This window comes from Dorea sp. YH-dor226, from assembly GCF_039832105.1.
In the GTDB taxonomy this organism is placed as follows: domain Bacteria; phylum Bacillota; class Clostridia; order Lachnospirales; family Lachnospiraceae; genus Dorea_A.
Window position 1 is genome coordinate 245,005 of sequence record NZ_JBDOHS010000001.1, and the last position, 19,511, is coordinate 264,515.

Annotated in this window: 15 protein-coding genes and 1 pseudogene; all 16 read right to left on the reverse strand. The window is 39.7% G+C overall.

Translation table 11 applies throughout. The features are described from left to right. Nucleotides 1-66 precede the first annotated feature (66 nt). A pseudogene (locus ABE547_RS01280) lies at nucleotides 67-237 on the reverse strand (helix-turn-helix transcriptional regulator); the annotation flags it as partial. A gap of 107 nt (nucleotides 238-344) precedes the next feature. Further along, nucleotides 345-1,124 carry an HNH endonuclease gene (locus tag ABE547_RS01285; protein WP_117570847.1) on the reverse strand — a complete coding sequence of 260 codons (780 nt, stop codon included), beginning with the start codon at nucleotides 1,122-1,124 and terminating at the stop codon, nucleotides 345-347. Nucleotides 1,125-1,649: 525 nt separating this feature from the next. Beyond that, nucleotides 1,650-2,705, reverse strand: a complete 1,056-nt coding sequence (locus ABE547_RS01290) for a hypothetical protein (RefSeq protein WP_347377061.1) — start codon at nucleotides 2,703-2,705, stop codon at nucleotides 1,650-1,652. A 217-nt stretch (nucleotides 2,706-2,922) separates the two neighbouring features. After that, nucleotides 2,923-4,743 (reverse strand): AAA family ATPase, encoded by a 1,821-nt coding sequence (locus ABE547_RS01295; RefSeq protein WP_347377062.1) that lies wholly within the window; start codon nucleotides 4,741-4,743, stop codon nucleotides 2,923-2,925. A gap of 4 nt (nucleotides 4,744-4,747) precedes the next feature. After that, the gene (locus ABE547_RS01300; protein WP_347377063.1) at nucleotides 4,748-5,266 is read right to left on the reverse strand and encodes an FHA domain-containing protein; all 519 of its coding nucleotides are present in this window, start codon (nucleotides 5,264-5,266) and stop codon (nucleotides 4,748-4,750) included. 2 nt (nucleotides 5,267-5,268) lie between these two features. Beyond that, complete coding sequence (locus ABE547_RS01305) at nucleotides 5,269-6,336, reverse strand: hypothetical protein (RefSeq protein WP_347377064.1); 1,068 nt, start codon at nucleotides 6,334-6,336, stop codon at nucleotides 5,269-5,271. 3 nt (nucleotides 6,337-6,339) lie between these two features. After that, entirely contained in the window at nucleotides 6,340-7,911 is a 1,572-nt protein-coding gene (locus tag ABE547_RS01310; protein ID WP_347377065.1) for a protein kinase, read from the reverse strand. Beyond that, the gene (locus ABE547_RS01315) at nucleotides 7,904-8,476 is read right to left on the reverse strand and encodes a 4Fe-4S single cluster domain-containing protein (RefSeq protein WP_347377066.1); all 573 of its coding nucleotides are present in this window, start codon (nucleotides 8,474-8,476) and stop codon (nucleotides 7,904-7,906) included. Before ABE547_RS01315 ends, ABE547_RS01310 begins: the two co-directional genes overlap by 8 nt. Nucleotides 8,477-8,482: 6 nt before the next feature. Then, nucleotides 8,483-9,529, reverse strand: a complete 1,047-nt coding sequence (locus tag ABE547_RS01320) for a hypothetical protein (protein ID WP_347377067.1) — start codon at nucleotides 9,527-9,529, stop codon at nucleotides 8,483-8,485. 10 nt (nucleotides 9,530-9,539) lie between these two features. Next, on the reverse strand, nucleotides 9,540-9,992 hold the full coding sequence (locus ABE547_RS01325) for a hypothetical protein (protein WP_347377068.1): 453 nt from the start codon (nucleotides 9,990-9,992) through the stop codon (nucleotides 9,540-9,542). Between the two features lie 79 nt (nucleotides 9,993-10,071). After that, nucleotides 10,072-10,404, reverse strand: coding sequence for a hypothetical protein (locus tag ABE547_RS01330; protein ID WP_347377069.1), 333 nt, complete (start codon nucleotides 10,402-10,404; stop codon nucleotides 10,072-10,074). Between the two features lie 3 nt (nucleotides 10,405-10,407). Further along, the gene (locus tag ABE547_RS01335) at nucleotides 10,408-13,752 is read right to left on the reverse strand and encodes an FtsK/SpoIIIE domain-containing protein (protein WP_347377070.1); all 3,345 of its coding nucleotides are present in this window, start codon (nucleotides 13,750-13,752) and stop codon (nucleotides 10,408-10,410) included. Between the two features lie 132 nt (nucleotides 13,753-13,884). Continuing rightward, complete coding sequence (locus ABE547_RS01340; protein ID WP_347377071.1) at nucleotides 13,885-14,052, reverse strand: hypothetical protein; 168 nt, start codon at nucleotides 14,050-14,052, stop codon at nucleotides 13,885-13,887. Between the two features lies 1 nt (nucleotide 14,053). Continuing rightward, nucleotides 14,054-16,012, reverse strand: coding sequence for a hypothetical protein (locus ABE547_RS01345; RefSeq protein WP_347377072.1), 1,959 nt, complete (start codon nucleotides 16,010-16,012; stop codon nucleotides 14,054-14,056). Nucleotides 16,013-16,037: 25 nt separating this feature from the next. After that, entirely contained in the window at nucleotides 16,038-16,529 is a 492-nt protein-coding gene (locus tag ABE547_RS01350) for a hypothetical protein (RefSeq protein ID WP_347377073.1), read from the reverse strand. A gap of 47 nt (nucleotides 16,530-16,576) precedes the next feature. After that, nucleotides 16,577-19,507: a DUF87 domain-containing protein gene (locus ABE547_RS01355; RefSeq protein ID WP_347377074.1), complete on the reverse strand. Its 2,931-nt coding sequence runs from the start codon at nucleotides 19,505-19,507 to the stop codon at nucleotides 16,577-16,579. Between the last annotated feature and the right edge of the window lie 4 nt (nucleotides 19,508-19,511).

The following is a 19,511-nucleotide window of genomic DNA, read 5'->3' on the forward strand; positions in this document are numbered from 1 at the left end:
TTTTTCTGATATCGTTTTCAAATCATCAGTAGCAGGTTCTGTTATTGGTTCTCCAAGTAACTCACTGACAGAGGTATCTAATTCATCTGCCAAAGAAATCAACATACTTGAATCTGGAACTGATAATCCGTTCTCCCATTTAGATACTGTTTGCCTAACCACATTCAATTTAATAGCAAGTTCTTCTTGTGATAGCCCTTTTGACTTTCTTAAGTTTTTTATGTTTTCATTCAACATAATTTGTACCTCCTTGTTTTTTACAGCTTCATCTTACAGTCAAAAGAGTCGTTGCCTCAAGCAACGCAAATTAACATCCAGTTATTTACCGTAGCATATGATAATTTTCACTTTTTCGGAGGCATCCACCCCTCCTGATAATGTACTGAGTTAAGAAACGCCTTACCAGTTCCAAGAATAAGGTAAGGTACTCCATCACGTATAACAACAGCTCCGTTCTTTTCTTCCTCAGTTAATTGAATATCAACAGCTTTTCTAATCTTAATATCACAGGCATATGTTTTACTAACATCAATACGACCTTCTGTTTCATACATGCGCAGAATATTTTCAGCATCATTTATAACTATGGAATAATCACAATCGTATAGAAGTAGAATCGCTACAATGTGATATTTTTTGCCATCTGCTGTTAATCCAACAATATCATCGTTACAACCTATAGTCATTTGATAACAGCCAGTAGAAAAATCTTTAAAAAGATTCACCGCAATATGATGCTCCATCGCTTTTGAATCTACGTCAAACGCCTGACCTTTTGCGGTATTATATGCTTTTTTCAAAAATTCCAAATTGGATATTCTACAATCCGCATGATTATTATTCATATGGTCGACAACATATCCTTTTTCTGTCATATCCTTCAGAACATCTTCGCCGTACCATTTACCTGCAATATAGCGATGAAGTAATCCTAATGTTCCGTTAGACAAATAACCTTTATCTTCTGTATCACTGTTAGGTTTTGTTAATGACCAAGTTTTTGATGTCAATTCCTCGTAATAATCTTCTCTGTATGTGGTAAGACCTATTAATGGCCATCCTTCTCGTGTGATATGAATTTCATCATTTATGATTTCAAACTTATTCTTACTCTGCCTAGGCATCTATGCCACTCCTCCCTTATCATCTAATCCACTGCCTGCTACATTGCCAACAGTCGAGTTGCCGGATTAGACAACATCTAAATCACTCACTCAAATTGAGTTTGCACCCTAGATAACATCTATCCTAGTGCCACAACCCACGACATCTAATCCACAGCCTAAACCCTCTGACCGTTTTTACAGTAGATATGTTTCAATATAAGAAATACGGACTTTCATGAGCTATTGCCTAATCTCAAAAAAGCCCGTAAATACGCTACTTTTCGCTATTTATTTCTCTTGTTGAATAATAAATAATAACGCAATATATAATAATATATAATGCAATAAAAATTATAAATCATACAAAACCGAAAGCGTTTATGATGAAAAAATATACTGCAATTTTTTAAGAGATAATATCAAAACGACTATGCTTTTTTAACACTAAAACTGCGCTCTCCACACGGAACGAGACAATGGCTCAAATGTCAACAGTATTCGAAAACAAATTACACCCCTATGTTAAGGAAAACAGTTCAACACTTAGGTCTGCTTTTTATATGGTGTACCAACATTCTCGGTTTTTTCTTCAGAGAAAGCATCGGGACGTTCTTCCGAATGGTAATAAAACTCAAAGATACCAGAGAGTCCCCATGGATCAACCAGATATACATGTCCATCCTCTGTCCAGAAACCTCGACAATATGGAAGACTAGCAGAAGGCAATGCCGAAAAATGCTTATAACCAATTACATCTGAGAGCTCTGTTTTATACTCCGTGATTGAAGCAGCATAAACGTACCATTCTTTAAAGCCATTGCCACCGCCGTCATGATAGGACTCTTGATATCTATCGTTATAACGAATGTATTCCGAAGTTTCTTGATAATAAGTTTCGTGATATCCAGAATCAAGACAAGCGTTAAGTATACCATCTGTCAATTCATAAGAAATTGGTGCATACATAATTGAGTGCAATATGTTCTCTACACATCCTGAAATATCATTTGCATACCTCTGTATAAATGGATGAAAAGAATCTGCAAACAGACTGGTACAATTCTGCGCTTGCTCTGATTTTTTGCTTCGTTTCCATCGATATTGAATAAAATTCTGTGCCTTATGGATATCATTCATACCATTCATGCCAAAACCAAAACGCTTCCTCGTTCCAAATGTATTCCCCGCACTTGAGAAGCTGGTGATAATTATTCTGTCCGGATTAGGAAGTACCGCGGCAAGTTCCTCTGGAAGGCTGAAACCCTTGGAAGGCATTCCTTCAGAATACTCATAAGGACAATAATTCCAGTTATTCTCTGATTCATCCTTATCCTTCACCGAAGCAATTAATTTTTCTTGTGTCACAGAAAAGAATCCCGGAAGGGTTCGAGGTGTATAGTCAAATTCTTCACTTTCATCATAATCGATTTCAATCACATCGTATTGCGCATCAAAATATCTTGCCATCCAATTGTTATTAAGTATCCATTCGTGGTTTTCTTGATCTCTTTGGTACCACAGCCCGTCTTTTTCCATCACGATTGTATTTCCTAACTCAAATTTATAATACTTGATCTCTCTCTTATTATTTTTGCTCATATCTATTAAAATTCCTTTTTTACCAAATCACCCATTAAACTTACAGCCTTCAGAAAACTAAATGCTGTTTCACATGCACTTAGACATCAATACTACCGTCTCGACGTGGAACGAGACGATGCCGTGAACAACAACAGTACAGGGGAACAAATCCACCCCCGCAGTACACGGGAACATATCAGCTGCCGTTCAACGCACTAATTGTTATTAAAGCGAGTTAAGCAATCGAGTATTTCAAAGTGCCAGGAGAATTAAGTTCAAAATCGTGAATGGTTATTGTGCAGCCCGGCTTCCAAGCTTCCTTTACGATGATTTGAGATAGAGGATTCACAAGTAAAGTCTCGACCATATTACCAATGCCTCGTCCGCCATTTGACAAATCAGCACATGCCTTTTCAAGCAATAATTTTCTAAATGGCTCCTCAATTATTATTTGGATGTTCTTTTCTCTTCCCATATATTCAGAAACAGCATTCAGCTTTAATTCCAATATTAAGCTTGCAGCCTCCGGTCTAATAAAATCGAAGACAACAAAGTTATCACCAATACGGTTCAGCAACTCCGGCCTTTGGATTGTGAATTTGAAATAGTCTTTAATGGCTGCTAATAATGCACTCTGAATATCTTCATAATTCATATCAGGAGTGATCGTCTGATATCGCTTTCCGGTCTCTACTTCTCTTCCAACAACACCGAGATTGCTTGTAAAAATAATAAGAGACTCTGAGAAGTACATTGTTTCACCAGCTGAATCCGTTATTCTTCCGTCTTCTAGAATTTGGAGGAACTTATCAAGTATGGATGGATGTGCCTTTTCTATCTCGTCAAAGAGCAAAACGCAAAAAGGTTTTGCTTTAATTGCGTTCGTTAATTGACCACCATCACTATATCCGATATATCCGGGAGGTGCTCCAAGTAATTTTTGGTCAGAGTGAGGTTGTTGATATTCGCTCATGTCAAATCGAGTAACAAAGCTCTCATCTCCAAAAACGAACTCTGCTATTGTTTTTGCGAGTTCTGTCTTGCCGGTACCTGTAGGTCCCGCCAAAAACAATACACCTTTCGGTCTACTATTCGAGCCGCCTTGTATGCCTGACATTCCTGTACAAGCTCTGCTTAATACACTGGCCGCCTTTCTTATAGCACATTCTTGCCCCTTTACGCGCATTGACAAAAAGTCTTCCGCATTTCGGACTTTTTCAGCATCAAGTTTATCCCAGTGACTCTCTGTTTCGCCATAACGAAACATCTTTACTGCTTCACGGATTTGATATACCGTATAATGTTTTTGCTGGCATAAAGAAAAGATACCAAATAACTCTACCAAGGTCATTCCGTCTGTAAGTGCCACGAATTCATCCTGGATTTTTTTACGAGTTGAATCATCCAAAGAAGCAACTCCCTTAAGCGTATCTAATCTTGCATCAATGACTGCAGCTCTAACATCCTTTTCAGGTCGGGAAATTGTTAAGGTTCTTACATAAGGATTATTCAGATAGAACCAAGTCGGAATGTCATTAACTTTCTCGACAAGCAAAAACATCAAATTCGTTAACGGACGTTTTTCATTCATGCTCAATGCCTGAGTTGGATTTTTAGAGGCTAACATTAGCCTAGTGAAATACTCAATTTCCTCCTCAGAAAGATTGTCGGGTGAAGACGCAATCGTATTGGCTAAATCAATAATAATCGCTGACGGGCGAATAGCACTGGCCATGGCCTTTCGAACCAGTTCGGTTGCAGAACCTATATCTTTGGAACTTTTTTCGTCTGAAGAAGTCTCCCTGTAGAATGTCGAGATCATGTTCATTGCATAAGGGTTGGAAAAGCCGTCAATTCTATTGTAAAAAACTATTGGATCATATCCTTCTTCCGACAAATACCTTTGCAGATACATGGACAGTGGAATCGGTTCACAAGTCCCATCATCCTCATAAATCCATGGTTGGAGGTCGTGAACATTTCCTTCAATGATAAATGTCGTATTTATGTCTTGGTATACCGCCAGATCCTTCTGCCATTTTTCTGCTTGAATCACGACCCTAGTCCTCCTTAACAATCAATTTTGCATCAACATTGCAAAGTGTTATAACCGAGTTCGATACTACTCTTACAGGTGTATTTTTTTCGATTCTCTTCCCATCAATTAAAGTTCCATAAGAACTTAAATCTTCAACAATTACGCCAACAGATCTTCGTGGAATTACTTTTAAGTGTTTTCGACTCACTGATGGGTAATCCGCTAATTCTTCCGCTCCAATTTCAGTTCTGCCAACTATTCCGCCTTCATCAGGAATGTTTATTACCACACCATTTTCTAAATGAAGCGAATAATGAGAATCAGCAACCCCAGAAACATCATCTGATTCCGGCTGACTTTCATTGTTGTTAGTATCAGCAGCCTTATACTGGCGTAATAGTTCCTCAACCATTGGATCGTCCTCAGGATAAGTACTATATTCAACCGTACGTCTTCCGCATGAAGGACAATTTTCAGGATAACTCATCCTTCGCTGAAATACTATTTTTTCTCCACATACACATATTTTACAAAACGCCATTTTTATTCTCCTGTTTCCAAAGCTTTCAGTTTCTGTGCAGAACCTTTCCGTTGTTTCTTTTCACTCTTCTGAGCAGAAACATCCGCTTGAATACACATAGTGTCAACATTGGCTGGATCTAAATAGACACGGGATAATATTACTCCCATCTCTGCTGCCTGCTGTTCAAGTTCAGCATATAAGGAACATACATGATTAGCACTTGCCTCAATCTGCCTTTTCTTCTCCAGGGATCCGCCCCTTGATTGACCAATAGGTTCAAACATTATCCCACTACCATCATTTCCAACAAAAACATCGCACAGAGGATGTCCCGCAACAGAAAACACCTGTCCAAGTGTATGATCCAAAATGGCATCTTCTTTTATCTGGCACCCCATTTTTTCCATGATTGACTGAATAACTTGCATGATGTATTCTGTTTGCTTCCTTTTTTCAACAACTGCTTTCATTCTTTCAATTTCTTGCTCAACTCTATATGGAGTGTTCTCAGTTGGAGTTAATTCAAGGAATTGACACAAAGCAACATATTCATAATATCTATCACGAATTTTGTTTATCTCATCAACAGTCAAAACCTGTTTTCCTTGGAGATAACTCATTACTCGCATTTTTATGCTACGGATTTTATCTTCAATGTCTACACTCTGATTTAGAATTCTCTGCAGTTCCTGTTTTAACCGTTTTCTTGCATCTTCATCATTTTGAGTAATGATTGGTCTTTCATCTACTCGTTCAATCCATGAATTCAATTCTTCTTCCAATTTGGAAACTCGATGCTTGCTAATAAGAAGCCCTGAAAAATCCAAGCCATCCTGTTGAGTTCTCGCTATATTTGTACTTTGGGTTAAACTTTCTTTTGCTACAGATAAATTCTCTCCACTTCCAGAGGTTGTATCGTCAGTAACGAAAACCGAAATTTCGACATTCCCGGAGTTGTTAATATGTACAGAGTTTTCGTGCTTTTCCTGTAACTGTATGCTTAGTCTCTGAATACTGTCTGCAAGTTCTTTTCTGATTTTCTCTTTTCTCATAGCTTCAAGCTGTGCAGCAGTATAATAACTACTCATATTTTAATCAACCTCCTTTAGCCGTTTCATTTCTCGTTCGTATCCGAGTCTATTGATCCATGCGATGAATCTATCATCTTCCAGCATTTTGCAAATGTCTGCAATAGGCTTATGCGAAATAACCGCCACTAGTTTGTTTAGAGAATCGACATCCGTTCCAAATATCTCGATTGATTTTTTACCTTGTAGCGCAAAGCAAATAGTAGAAATCGCCGTCATGTCATTACATCCATTTCTCTGTATTAGCTGTTCCAAACGATCTACCTGAACCTTGTCATAATCCATCTTTCGCAAATAGAATACTAACAAACCTGATGCCAAAAATCGCTTAGCATATTCATCACAACCGGATGCCAGGCACTCAACATAAGCGGTTAAGGATGAATATTTTTTGTCGCAATAGCTAATTTCCTCTTCATCATCGATACTCTGAAGCAATCTGAAAACTGCCGCATCTGCATCTTGAAGCATGGAAAGTTTCCGAATTTCATCTGCCAGATTACTATCATACTGTCGAACAAACTCTACCAATTCACGGCGTTTAATAACCTTTGTTGCTTGATTCCAATGTTCTTTTATAGCTGATGCAAGTTGGTGTAATGAGTTGACCGTTAATATATCACCATCAAAATGTCCGAAGATTAACGGACGATTGGTTTGAGTTTTCTTAGGGCGAGCATATATACTCCGACTTGCTGGACGCATATATTCTCCCTCGCACCAGCGCTTAACCTGCTGATACCCCCAACGCTGATCCTCATCTTCATTTATCAGACCTTTTATTAATACCAATAGTCGACCACTAATTTTGCCAGGTAACTCAATACCGTTTTCCCAAGCACGGGCAATCTCTTCAACCGACATTCCAGCAAAAAGGGAATGTCCTAAAATTGCTTTGCATAAGACTAACCCGAAAGAGCCATAATCGTAGGATGGAGACATTGATGCACTCCATAATAAAGACTTTACTCTAGGTGCATATTCAGGTGTTCCACGCATCCCATCAACCAGTTTCCCGTTAGAATTTGTGTATCCACTGATTCCACAATCTCCGATTAATATCTGATTTCCTTCGTTATTGTAAAATAAATTGCTTGGCTTAATATCGCAATGCACAATTCCGTTACGATGTAATTCATGCAATCCTTCGTTAATAGAAGGAACAATAACATTTTGAATGTGAGCGTTTGAAAGTTCCTTTGCTTCTTCTAATGTTCCGGACGCATAATAATCATATATTTCATAATAATTTCCATTATGAATTCCACATTCTACCACATGCGCAATGTTTGGATGACTAACCGAAGTTAAGAACGCCTGCATTTTCTCTGATGGCTTCCATCCATTCTTGTATACCTTGACAACATAGTTTTTTCCCCATTTTTTTGCCATATATACATTAGACTGTTTGCCTTGCTTTTCCATAAGAGAGTTTATTACAAAACTATCAGCAACAGTTTCTCCTGACAAAAGGGTAATCGTCTTACCGCCCCCCGTATGCGGCGGTATTGTCTCGGCAGCATTAATTTTATTAAATTGCGCTTTCGGTGGCTGTGTTTCAGCCGCATTAATCATCGCTTTTCCTCCTGGGTATACCAATCATAAGCATACTATTTCCATATGCAACAGTTTGAATTTTTCGTTCTTGCATCTCATAATCCACATACCTATCATGGTGTCGAAAAATGTGTACGCATTGATTGGATGATCCTCGTAGTCCACAGTTATTATTAAGATCTGCGATATACGGTCCGTCTATAAGAACCGCACATATATTCAAAATATTGTCAACTTCTATCATCGACAACTGTTTCAGCTCATCCAATGTGTATCCTGTATAAATAAGAATATCATCATTGATTTCAGCTAATTGCCGCACCAAAGCTTCCAGTGCTTTTGGATTAAGAAAAGGCTCTCCACCAGAGATTGTAAATCCATCAATAGGGTATGTTATGCTGCGTATCATTTTTATTACAGCTTCTACCTCAAACTCTTTTTCTTTATCATAATCCTGAAGTTCCGGGCTTATACAGCCCTGGCATCCTCTCAAGCATCCCGTAGTCCAAATACCCACGCGATTTCCTGGACCTAAAGTTTTTACCGGATAAAAAATCCGCGCTATACTCAATTTATCATCCATTTTTCTTTACATTTCTGATATAAAATGGCTGTCACATACCATTTTATTCCCGGAGATATGCTTTCCACAAAATAAGCAATTGTGAGTTTGTTTTCGTCTATCTATCTCATGCCCCATTTCCCATTGATTCATAATAAGGACAAGTTCGTCTGGAGAAATACAAAATCTATTTCCACCTGCAAGCTGTTTGATACACTCAAATGGGGTGGGTACTTTTCTTCTCACATCATTCCAATTTGGATTGCGTATTCCTGTTGCAATATCCTGCTGCAGATAGGAAATTGCATTATCAGGGGTTGCTGAAACAATATTGCCTAGCCCCCAGCAATAGGGAACATCCAATTCATTTGATTCATATGCATCAATATTTAAAAATGCATGTGTTCCTATCGGCTCTTTGTGTAATGCACTGCACAGGACATCTACCCTTTGGATATTTTCATAAGAGAGATAAAAAGCTTCACCGCCAAATAACGCACGGCCTCCTAGCTTTTTCTTACGAATCACCCAACTAAAATGCGGCCTTTGGGTGTTACGCAATCCTGGTAAGTACTTTGTATTAACAGCATAAATCATCTCTTGGATTCCACATCGATCATCCCAAGTCAGATTCTTTATAGAATCAACTCCGTTGTATAACATCATCAAATACACACATGTACTTGCTATTGTTTTCAGCGCAGTCATATACGCATTTGTTTCTTTCTTTTTCAATACCGAAATAGTGGTGCTGAAAGGAAGAGGGGACTTCATCATTTCCGAGCAAAGATCCACCTCATTTTCTATTCTTTGATATGTCTGTCGAACGGTCGGCATACGGTTCAATGCTTGATTAGGAGCGTTATAAATCTCCTTTAGTATATCTACTCCTTCTGCATGAAGAGAGCTTCCAATCTCACCATAAAAAATGCATTCGTTCAATAGTTTCTTTAAAGCTTGAACATTGTCGTTCTCATCAAGAGCACGATTATATAAATCTGCAAGTTGTTCCTCGCAGCCTTGTGTTTGATTTGTTAAAAAATCAAGAAAAAACAAAACTTTATTTGTATGCATTCCGACCACCTCACTTGTTTGCATCACGAATAATATTGATCAAAGTAATATATCTTAAATCGTTCGGTGAATAGCTGTTGGCTATTTCTAAATGCCGGAGTGCTTCAACTCTTTGTGTTTCTGATGTTCCTTTCCTTAATGCGAGTAATGCAAGCAGGAATTCTCGTTCTGCAATATTGGAAATGTTTTGGACTTTGTGAGCATTTTTAAACTCATTTCGTTCTGATGAACCCGCGCCCTCTAATGAAAGCGAGTACATCACATCAGAAGCAATTTGCATATCTGTTTCAGTGTAGCTAGCATTCGGCTGAACGGGAACATAATTGTTAGGAAGATTCACCCTCTTCCTTTTTTCTCTGATAATATCCCTTGCAATATCAAGATGTTCGTATTGTTGTGCCAATTCATAGCATTCTTTAAGCTGGAATCCTTCGATACTATCCCAATTGAATTCATCTTTCATCCCAATTCCTCCGATAATAAGAAGCTGCGAGGAAGACTATGATATCCCCCTCGCAGCCGTCTCAGGTAAATATCAACGTTTAAATCTTCGAGTTATTATCTAACGTTGAATTTAATGTTTTCTGCTGACCTTCTACTGTGTTCTGAATGGATTTTGCACTCGAGTGACAGGAATAGGCAATCCAAATACCAGCAACAATCAACACGATTGCCCAAAACGGATGGGAACCGAAAAGAAGCAATCCGATTACTGAGATGATCAGAGGCAATAAAGTGCTCATTGTAGTCTTGCTAGCTGCAGCAGAAACCGCAGAAGTTCCGACAGTTCTTGCAGCACTACGCATATTATCATATGCGCTAACAACTTTTCTTTCGCAAGCGTCCACTTGCTGTTTAGCTTCCTGTGATGTCATTGATTAATAACCTCCTTCTCCGATTACTTCTTCATATGTTTCCGCATATCGTTCAATCCAAACCTTCGCCGGAACATCATAAGGACGGAAATGTGTATTCTTAACATCTCTTGCAATATCCATATAAACAGCAGTTTTTCCGCGAATTGCCTTAGCTTCGCTCTCTGCTACTAAGATATCCATAGAGTCTTCGTCAAGTCCAAAGGCGATACGCTTATCAAACATAGAATCGTATCTGTCACCAAGCATCAATTCAATGCTCTTAAGACTCTCACCCCAAACAATGCTGTTTACACCATATTTAGGTCCGTTCACAATAATCTTCTGAAGCATTTCGATTGCACTGAGTTCACCATTTCTATCTTCATCATAGATTCTTCCTGTTCTCAATCTTCTGGCACGATTAATACCAAAGAACATAAAGAAAATTCTCTCATCAGAAGACATTCTGCCCTCAGAACGGCCAACAACGGTTTCATAAAGGCTGGTAATCAATTCCTCTGCATCTCCGATTTTTGCAAGTTTAATCTGCTGCGGGAACTGGGATTCTAAATACTCAAAATCACACTCTTCATCCGTAAGCTCATCTGCAAACAAATCAACAATGTACACAAGCGCATTTGCCTTGTCAGCATTAGTATGAAGTTCTTCATACAAAACGCTCATTGCAGACAGTTCAAACATGCTAAGCGCCATTTTCTCGTCTCTTGTAACAACGAGTAAATTATCTCTATCCTTACATCTAAGTTCAGGAACAAATGCACTCTTTTTGCCAAATCCCTGACCGAGAAGAAGGCCATATCCATCCTTGGATTTACCCAAATGCGTAATGCTATCAGCGCCTTCAAGAATCAGCTTGTTGAAGCAATTATGAATGTTATCTTCAGCATTGGTAAGAAGAACTCTTGTCTGCTGATCTTCAAACAAGTCAGAAACCCCAGGACTTGTATAGTAAGCATCAAGTCTTTCCAGAAGATTGAGCCTTTCTTCTTCATTGATATAGCTTACCTGGAAGAAATTGTTTGCAGATTCCACACCGCCGCCACCATTGTAAATAGCTGCACCAGCCGGCTGATTTTGAAGTGTTTTAATACCAGCATTATCCGAACTAAGAATTGATGCTGCTCCATCTTCGGAACCTTTAACAGCAATTCGAATAGCCATCTGACTAAAATACGCTTCCAATCCAGAACAATTGTGGAAATCCTGGCAGGCGAGAATGACGTGAATACCCATTGCTCGTCCCTGCATTACAAGCTTATTCAAACAAGACAAGCATTCGCTACTGATAGAATCGCTTTCAGACTTGTTTCTAAACAATTCCTGAACCTCATCAAAGATTAGGAGAAGTTTAGGTACCTTAGGAACATCAGCCAGTTTCACATAACCATTTATATCGGAAACACCGTATCGTGTGAAATGCTTAGTTCTTGCTTCAAGCTCAGTGCAAAGTTCTTTCAGAACATTTAAGCCAAACTCACGTTCACTATTAATTGCAACAACGCGAAGAGAAGGCAGACGATACCGAGTATAAGCACTAAACTCTACACCTTCCTTAAAGTCAAGCAGATACATCTGAACTTCATCTGGAGAATAGCTAATAAGGGTACTCATAATGAGGGTATGGAGCAGAGTAGATTTACCTGCACCGGTCTGACCTGCAATAAGAGCATGATGTTCTGTGCTTCCACCGCCTCTGCCTAAAACCATTTTTACGATGGTATTTGCGCCTTTGATACCAATAGGAATTGCAATCTCATCATGATTGCCGGTAAACCAGTTATTGCTATCATAGATATCTTCTTTGTACATGCTGTCAAAATGCTCAATTTTAAGCTGCATGTGCTCAATGACAGAGCTAATCTGAGTAAGAATTGCTCCTTTACGTTCAAATACATCTGCCATTTCATCAATTCGAAGGAACATTCTTTCACGATTATCCCCGACAATCATCATCTTGTTGCCGGAAGCTTTTGTCTCAACTACGCTCTGAGCAATTTCAGCAACCAGGTTGCCATTTTTCTGTTTCAGTTTCTCCAATTCAGCATCGTTAGCACAGATAATAACGCATACTCCAAGTGATGCACTATTTCTGACGATAGCATGAAGATCCTTCAGCGCAGTATCATTAAATCCTACAGGGAAGTCCGTAATTGCTAATGCTCTAATAACTTCCTTCTTTAATCTGCTCTCGTGATCGTCACCATAAGCCTGAGTCATATTTTCAAGTCTTTGACGAAGCGTGGCGATTGCAGTCTCAATATCTTTCTCTTTACTCCAAATCTTTGTATCGATAATACGAGCAGAATTCGGGCCCTCTGCCAGCTTAGGAATGTCAGGGAAACTAGCTCCCAGCTCAAGCGGATCGATCATTGTGGCTTCCAGTTTGCCAGCAGGGAAGGACATAAACAGCTTGAGGAGCAGTGGCTGAATTAAGCTCTGAACATATTCTCTGTCAGAAGGAGAATATCTCATCAAGAGAGAGATGCCGTCAGACAGGCGCTGTGCGTACGGAACCTCAACAATGTACTGACCATTCTCTCTTGTAGCAATATCAGAAGTCTGCAAATCCAGAGACTGAACAACAGTCATTTCATCTTGAGTCTGATTAGGAATCATCAGACCGATATTGCCGAGCATAATGTATTCAGGAACTGCAGTCGGGCACTCATAGCTTTCCGCATTAAATCTTGAGGATTTGATTTCCTGCTGATATGCTTTCACAGTAGCTTTATTAAAGCCACCGCTAATATCCGCCTGTCCCTTCTCTCGAATAGTTTTTCCTTTTGCATCAAAACGATGCTCTGCCTGGGTATCTCTGTCAATTTGCTCCGTTCTTGCTTTATCAAGCTTATCATTACGAACCCTCTCGGCTTCAGCAATTTGACAGTCCCTTAGTGTCTGATATGCTCGTACCTTATCGCTGATAGCGCGAGACAATTCTCCTTGGCTCGACTCCACGCTCGGAATCGCCCCCTTGGCCGCAGAAATTGCTTTTTCAGCACCATTCTTAGGAAGATTATTTACAAAGTTATTGCAGGCATTCATCACAGTATTTGCAATGTTTCTTCTGCCTTCAGTTGTTTGCACGTTACTGCTGCACTCATTATTAAAGCGAGTGCGTTCATCCTCACACTGTTTACGTGCACTAGCAGTGTCTGAGTCATAAATCTGCTGGCTACTTGCTTTGGCCGCTTCCCACTCATTTCGTGCCTCTACCAACTCTGCACGATAACGATCGGTATGCTCTCTCAAAGCAAAAACTGCAGCTACCGCTTGCCCATGACCAGCCGGGATGTCTTTCCATCCATTCCAGGATGTTGAGTTGAAGTTCTCTGTTTCGCTCATTCTAGTACCTCCGGTATCCTTTCTTTATATAATCGGCTGTGTTTTACTCTGACACAGCGAGTATACATTTATAAACGAAAAATCAGTATAATTTGTAAAAAATCGCTCTGTATTTCGTCTCATTACGATATATTATTTAGGCAAAAGCTCTCCGCTTTCGATTATTCTGCGTTCACTCTCTTTGTACTTCTCATAAGCCTCGCGAATTTCCTGTGGGGTGTCCGCACGCAAAGTACTTTCAAGTGTTTCTTCGTCTAGCACTAGGTATTCTGTCCATGGTGCTTGCTCTTTTGTCAGCATTTTAGAAACCTCCTTTATACATTCTCATCAATGCTTGTGTACATCGTTTTATTTCTTTTGAAAGGGGATTTGCATTATCCCCATTTGCACTTACATCAGCAAATGCCTCTGCCATAGCCTCAGAACAAGTTGTAGCCGCATAACTTGATATAGAACTAATTAACTCAGAGTTCGTTTTTCCAGCCCCGTATGTGGTCTGTTTCACTCGATTACATGCTTCTAAGACAATTTTTTTAGCTTCGCTACAATTATTCCAGGCTATAACCCGTTCTTCCCTTGATGAATAGTTTGGGTTGGCTTGAATGATTGCCCATTCTACACCGTGTGCAGCCTCATGAACTCCTATCGATTGAGGCGATGCGTTCGGGATCCAATGATGCATTTTAGACTGTGTCAAACAAGTACTTTTCAGTGTATTCAAATCGCTGAAATAGTCAGGATTAAAGGATAATTTGCTGCCGGTGCAGGACATTACGCCACTTTTCGATGTGATTCCGTCCTTCAATAAAACTCCAACATCCGGATACTCTGAGACAACTGATTCCAATCCCGAAAGTGCTTGTTTGACTGTGCCTATTTCAAGATTGCCGATGGAAGAATCTAACCGGACACCATGTTTAGCTCCCATATATACAGATAAGGTTTCAAAGTCGTGAGTATCACTTAAAGTACTAATATTTGATGTGTACTGACCGATGACTTTCACAGGCATATCAAGTCCTAATTTCTGAGCAGCCATACATCTATGTCTGCCCGAACCTGCAAAGTAATAATAGTCATCGATTTTATATACTTCGATTGGAGTATCAAAGTAGCTATCATAGCAAGCCGCTAACTCTGGGTTGCTACGTATAGAATCTATTGATTCACCCGAATTTAACCTCTGCCTTACTTCTGGAATATGAGCCGCAATCCTGCTGAAATATATTTCGCTATCCTCTGGATACACCATTCCTCTATTCCAAAACAGGTGCGAGTCTTTTGCCTCATTGTTGTTAATATATATACCCTCAATATCACGCGAATTTACCGTTGTACTGTAGTTGCTTTCGTCATGAGAATACTGACTATAATTTTTCCAGAAATGGCTGAATCTTTCGTAGTTACTTCCTTTTACAAAGTATTTATCTCCAGCCATACCATTGTTTTCCAAGGTGATTCCATTGAAATCAATTGTCGAGACTTTCTGTTGTTTTCGATCAGCGTTTTTACCAAACCATTTAGAGCCAAGTAAAGATTTTTCAGTATTTACTGGCTGATTAGTGGAATCAGTATTTCCACTGCCCCAGTTGCTTCCCGCACCATTCGAACTCAAAGCTCCACCAATCGGTGTCGGCACACTGCCGCCAGGAGTCATTCCTTCACCGGATCCGCCACGATAGGACATGATTTGGCCAGAAGTATCAATAGCTGAAAAACCTCCGCCACTCCATGCAATACGAGACGCAACATCTGCTCCAACAGTAACATACTCAGCAGTTGCATTAATGCCCATACTCTTAAGCAAAGCAACTCTAGCATCTTCCGCTTGATTTAATCGATCTGCCATGCCGGCAGTAAGTCCGGCTGAATCTGCAGCAAATGCACTTGATTGAAGTCGCCTTAATTTCTCAATGTTTGAACGTTCTACGGCATTATGCTTTTCAATTTCTTGAACGTGAGCGTTTTTTTGCTGTCTAACTCTATTCGCTTCCTCTTTCGCAGAAGCCAAAGCTCTTTGACTAGCGGCAAGCTGATTCTGAGCCACGCCTAGTTGCGCCCTGGCTTGTTCAACGTTTCCTTTCGGTCTTCCTTCGTCATCAGTTTCACTTGCTGCTGCCAGTTGTCTCCTTGCCGCCGCAACTCTACTACTCGAGGAAGCCACTCTGGCTTGGCAACTGCTAACTTTTTTGTCAGCCTCATGTCCTTGTTCAATCAAAGACTCTGCTTTTTTTCCTAATTCCTTAAAGCTTTTAGCCATAGGCATCCTCTCCTATACTATCTCTTTAACCGAAAATGCCACTCAAATTACTTTTCAAAGATTGAATTTGCTGTTCAGTTTCGCTAACAACACCCTCTGCATCAGAGATGATTCCTTCGTATTCCTGAGCGCTTCCTTCAAGCCTAGCACTTCCAGCTTCAGCGGCATCGCGACCTATTTCAGATATTCCACCCGCCTGTTCGAGCTTGCTAATTCCAGAACGAACATTATCAAGTTCTCCTTCCATTTCTCCTCGAAGTTGCTCACCCTGCTGCTCGATTTGCTCTCCGGCAGTTTCAACCTGCTCAGAGAATGCACTGTCAAAACTACTCTGATATGAGCTGGCAGTGTCGCTAATAGCCTCAACATCTTCTTCGTCTTGAAGATCAATTCCTTCCAAAACAGCATTTATTTCGCTTGCCTGTTCTGTCATTTCTGAACCGAGTTCCGTAGTTTCACGGCTGTTTTCCTGCATCTCTTTAATGCCTTCATGGCCTTTTTCCTTAAAGCTTCCCATCTAGATATTCTCCTTTTTATAATGTAAATGGTCAAATCTAATTGAACTTAACTTGTAAATGCACCTGTCCCAAACATTTTTATATAGGCACTTAAATCTTCATTTAACTCAAGAGACAATGCTGTCACTTTCTCTACGTCTTTGCTCATTGCTTTCATATCAGAATTTGTGCCTATTGCTTGGGCAAACAACTTATATATTCCCAACAGTCGATCGCACATTTGTGACTGAAGTAGGGTGACTTTGATAAGCACATCATCAGAAGCGCCAAACCTTGTCCATCTACCATTCTTTAGCCTTTCAAGTGCAAAAACCCATTCACCAATAGTCTTGATGATACTAACAGGCTCGTTTATTTTGACCTTGTCCGTCAGAATTTGCCGATAACTGCTGTCAAGCATTTCATATTGGTCATACTTCAACATTTTTTCTTCTTCTGAGATAGAAATCTGACCAAGTTCGATTTTTTCAAATAAGACATTCATCTTGCTCATTTTTTCGCGCAATTTCAAAACAGACTGTAGCCATACTTCGCATGGATGAAGTCTTGTTTCAATATCACACAATAAATGATAATACTTGTTGCTTATGATGCGAATACTGGTATGGTTAGCATCTTGATAGGCTTCATTTGCAACCAACGCTCGACGTAAATCCATATCATTTTTTGATGTTACCATCATCTCTTTTTTACTGACATCTGCAATTTCACCGCACCATTCTTTGATTCTCATTGTGAACGGTCTAAGAAGCTTTTCGTAAAAAATCAACGATTCGCCCACAGCAAAAGTTGACATTTGTTCAAGTTGAAGAGCACTTGCAGCCATCGTGCTGCCTAGAAGATTCCTATCATCCGCAGATGTAATTCTTAGTCCAATTTTCAAACCTGTATTTTTTAATACTTCCTGCGCCATAACTGTAGGCAACTGGTCGGCAATTACAATGCCCTCCTTAAGTGCTCGCACTTCTGCTAACATCTTTACAATGAAAGCTGTTGCAGCAACTTTGGGATCTGCATCCGCTCCTGTCTGTTCTTCGGACTCGGGACCAATCAAGTTGTGTGCTTCTTCGATGAAAATCACATGTCTAACGGCACCATCGAAACGTGGATTTACTTTAAGTGTTTCTCTGATAAGTGCGCATAGCATCAATGTTAAGAAATTTGCGGGGCCAGAACCCATTGACTCAAGTTCAATAACTGCCGGTACCTCTAACCATTTTTCGGGAGTAAAAGTTGATTCAGGAACATCAAATACGTCCCCCATTTCTCTTCTCAACAGACTTCCTATACGAACCTTTAAAGCAGATTCCAGATTTCCTCTAACTTCATCACTATACTGTGTGGATTTAAGCTCTTGCTCGAGCCTCCTATATAGCATAGACATCGTTGGCAGTTGTCTTTTTTTATCACTGTCTTCCTGTAATTCATCCCCTGTATATACATGTTCGGGAATCCATCCCAATTCTCTATATACGGCCTCTATCGCAGTATCCAGCAAAAAAGGCATAGGCGGTTCGAGGGGGAATGCACCTTCAAATACCGAACAAAGTCTTCTAATATGTTCGGCCACTAATGTACCTTTAGGCATTTCAAACGGATTGATATGCAGTGGAAAACTCATATCCGCATTAGGCGAAAAGACATACATTTCTTTCATCCCGGGATCATTTGCCAATGCTCGATATTCCTGTTTTGCAGGTTCCAAAACCAAGAATGGAATCCTATGATCTTTCCACAGTGAGGATGTAATGTGGTGCATTGTGTTTGTTTTACCTGATCCAGGAACACCTGCAACAAATGCATGCTTAGGCAACAACGACAGTGGGAAGTTAACATCATATCCATTTTTGTCCTTGCCAAGAAAGAGAGCATTTTTTCTTTCTACCGAGGTAGGTGCTGTCTCTTTAGGAATCTGAATGATTTCTCCATCGTATAATGCAGGGAACCTAAAAAACGGAGTTATTTCCTCCAAAGAAAACAAAGTCGGAAGGTAATTCAAATTTATACTCTGTGAATCATCGCAACAGATAATTAAGCCGGGCCGACCTTTTCTCAATATCATTCTTTCTCTGATATTTTCAAGTGAATCAAATGATCCATCTAAAAAACTCATACTGTCAACATTTGCAGAAAACGAAGCAATATTATATTTGCCCTTAATTAAACTTTCCGCGCCTGCAGCATCCAAAATAGAAATGGCATTTTCTCTTCCGTTTGCAAACACCATTATGTTTGCAATGAAATGCGGTGATGAGTCAAATTTTTCAATCAAATCCTCATAATTGTCTAAAACATCTTTTCCATCGTAATCGCGTCTTGATCCTGATAACCTATCCTCCTGGCGTCTTCTAAGGATACTCATTGGTTTTCTAAGAGATTCTCTCAGCGACACACTTCTTTCAACAGGATATAAATCGACTCGATAAACGGCGGTTTGGTTAACGGCTTCCATCATCTTACACATATTATATAATCGTCCGTCATCATTCATTTCCCAGTCACGAATCATATAATAATCTTCGCCATCGCCGTTTCCCGCAGGCAAAAAGGTTTCAGCCTTAGTCAGAAATGCACACGAATTGAATACAGGATATTCAATTTGTCTTTCTTTAAATATATTCTCTATGCTGCACGGAGCATCTGATCCTTTTTTTAGGCTTCTCTCGAACTTAAAGAAATCTGACAACGGTGAGGCACTGATTTGAGCCTCAACATTTCCGAGTGCGTCGGGTGCACCTTTTATCAGTAAAAAAATCTGCAATCTGCGACCCGGAGTATCTTTCGCCTTATCATCAGGGGATATGTATAAATAAAACAAATGGTATGAGATATTCGAAACAATGCCTTTTCTGTTTAGTTGGCGTAAAAAAGCTATATGCTTTTCAAGCACTCCATCTATTCCACTTCCTTCTAGGGAAGAATACTTATTTAGTGTTAAATCAGGCAATTGTGTTAACTGATACCAAAGTTCTGCCATATTG

What these genes read in the sequence shown, in the direction of transcription:
- ABE547_RS01340 (WP_347377071.1), bottom strand. Translation starts at nt 14,052, where the DNA reads ATGCTGACAAAAGAGCAAGCACCATGGACAGAATACCTAGTGCTAGAC.
- ABE547_RS01335 (WP_347377070.1), bottom strand. Translation starts at nt 13,752, where the DNA reads ATGAGCGAAACAGAGAACTTCAACTCAACATCCTGGAATGGATGGAAA.
- ABE547_RS01320 (WP_347377067.1), bottom strand. Translation starts at nt 9,529, where the DNA reads ATGCATACAAATAAAGTTTTGTTTTTTCTTGATTTTTTAACAAATCAA.
- ABE547_RS01350 (WP_347377073.1), bottom strand. Translation starts at nt 16,529, where the DNA reads ATGGGAAGCTTTAAGGAAAAAGGCCATGAAGGCATTAAAGAGATGCAG.
- ABE547_RS01285 (WP_117570847.1), bottom strand. Translation starts at nt 1,124, where the DNA reads ATGCCTAGGCAGAGTAAGAATAAGTTTGAAATCATAAATGATGAAATT.
- ABE547_RS01345 (WP_347377072.1), bottom strand. Translation starts at nt 16,012, where the DNA reads ATGGCTAAAAGCTTTAAGGAATTAGGAAAAAAAGCAGAGTCTTTGATT.
- ABE547_RS01325 (WP_347377068.1), bottom strand. Translation starts at nt 9,992, where the DNA reads ATGAAAGATGAATTCAATTGGGATAGTATCGAAGGATTCCAGCTTAAA.
- ABE547_RS01305 (WP_347377064.1), bottom strand. Translation starts at nt 6,336, where the DNA reads ATGAGTAGTTATTATACTGCTGCACAGCTTGAAGCTATGAGAAAAGAG.
- ABE547_RS01330 (WP_347377069.1), bottom strand. Translation starts at nt 10,404, where the DNA reads ATGACATCACAGGAAGCTAAACAGCAAGTGGACGCTTGCGAAAGAAAA.
- ABE547_RS01355 (WP_347377074.1), bottom strand. Translation starts at nt 19,507, where the DNA reads ATGGCAGAACTTTGGTATCAGTTAACACAATTGCCTGATTTAACACTA.
- ABE547_RS01315 (WP_347377066.1), bottom strand. Translation starts at nt 8,476, where the DNA reads ATGGATGATAAATTGAGTATAGCGCGGATTTTTTATCCGGTAAAAACT.
- ABE547_RS01310 (WP_347377065.1), bottom strand. Translation starts at nt 7,911, where the DNA reads ATGATTAATGCGGCTGAAACACAGCCACCGAAAGCGCAATTTAATAAA.
- ABE547_RS01300 (WP_347377063.1), bottom strand. Translation starts at nt 5,266, where the DNA reads ATGGCGTTTTGTAAAATATGTGTATGTGGAGAAAAAATAGTATTTCAG.
- ABE547_RS01290 (WP_347377061.1), bottom strand. Translation starts at nt 2,705, where the DNA reads ATGAGCAAAAATAATAAGAGAGAGATCAAGTATTATAAATTTGAGTTA.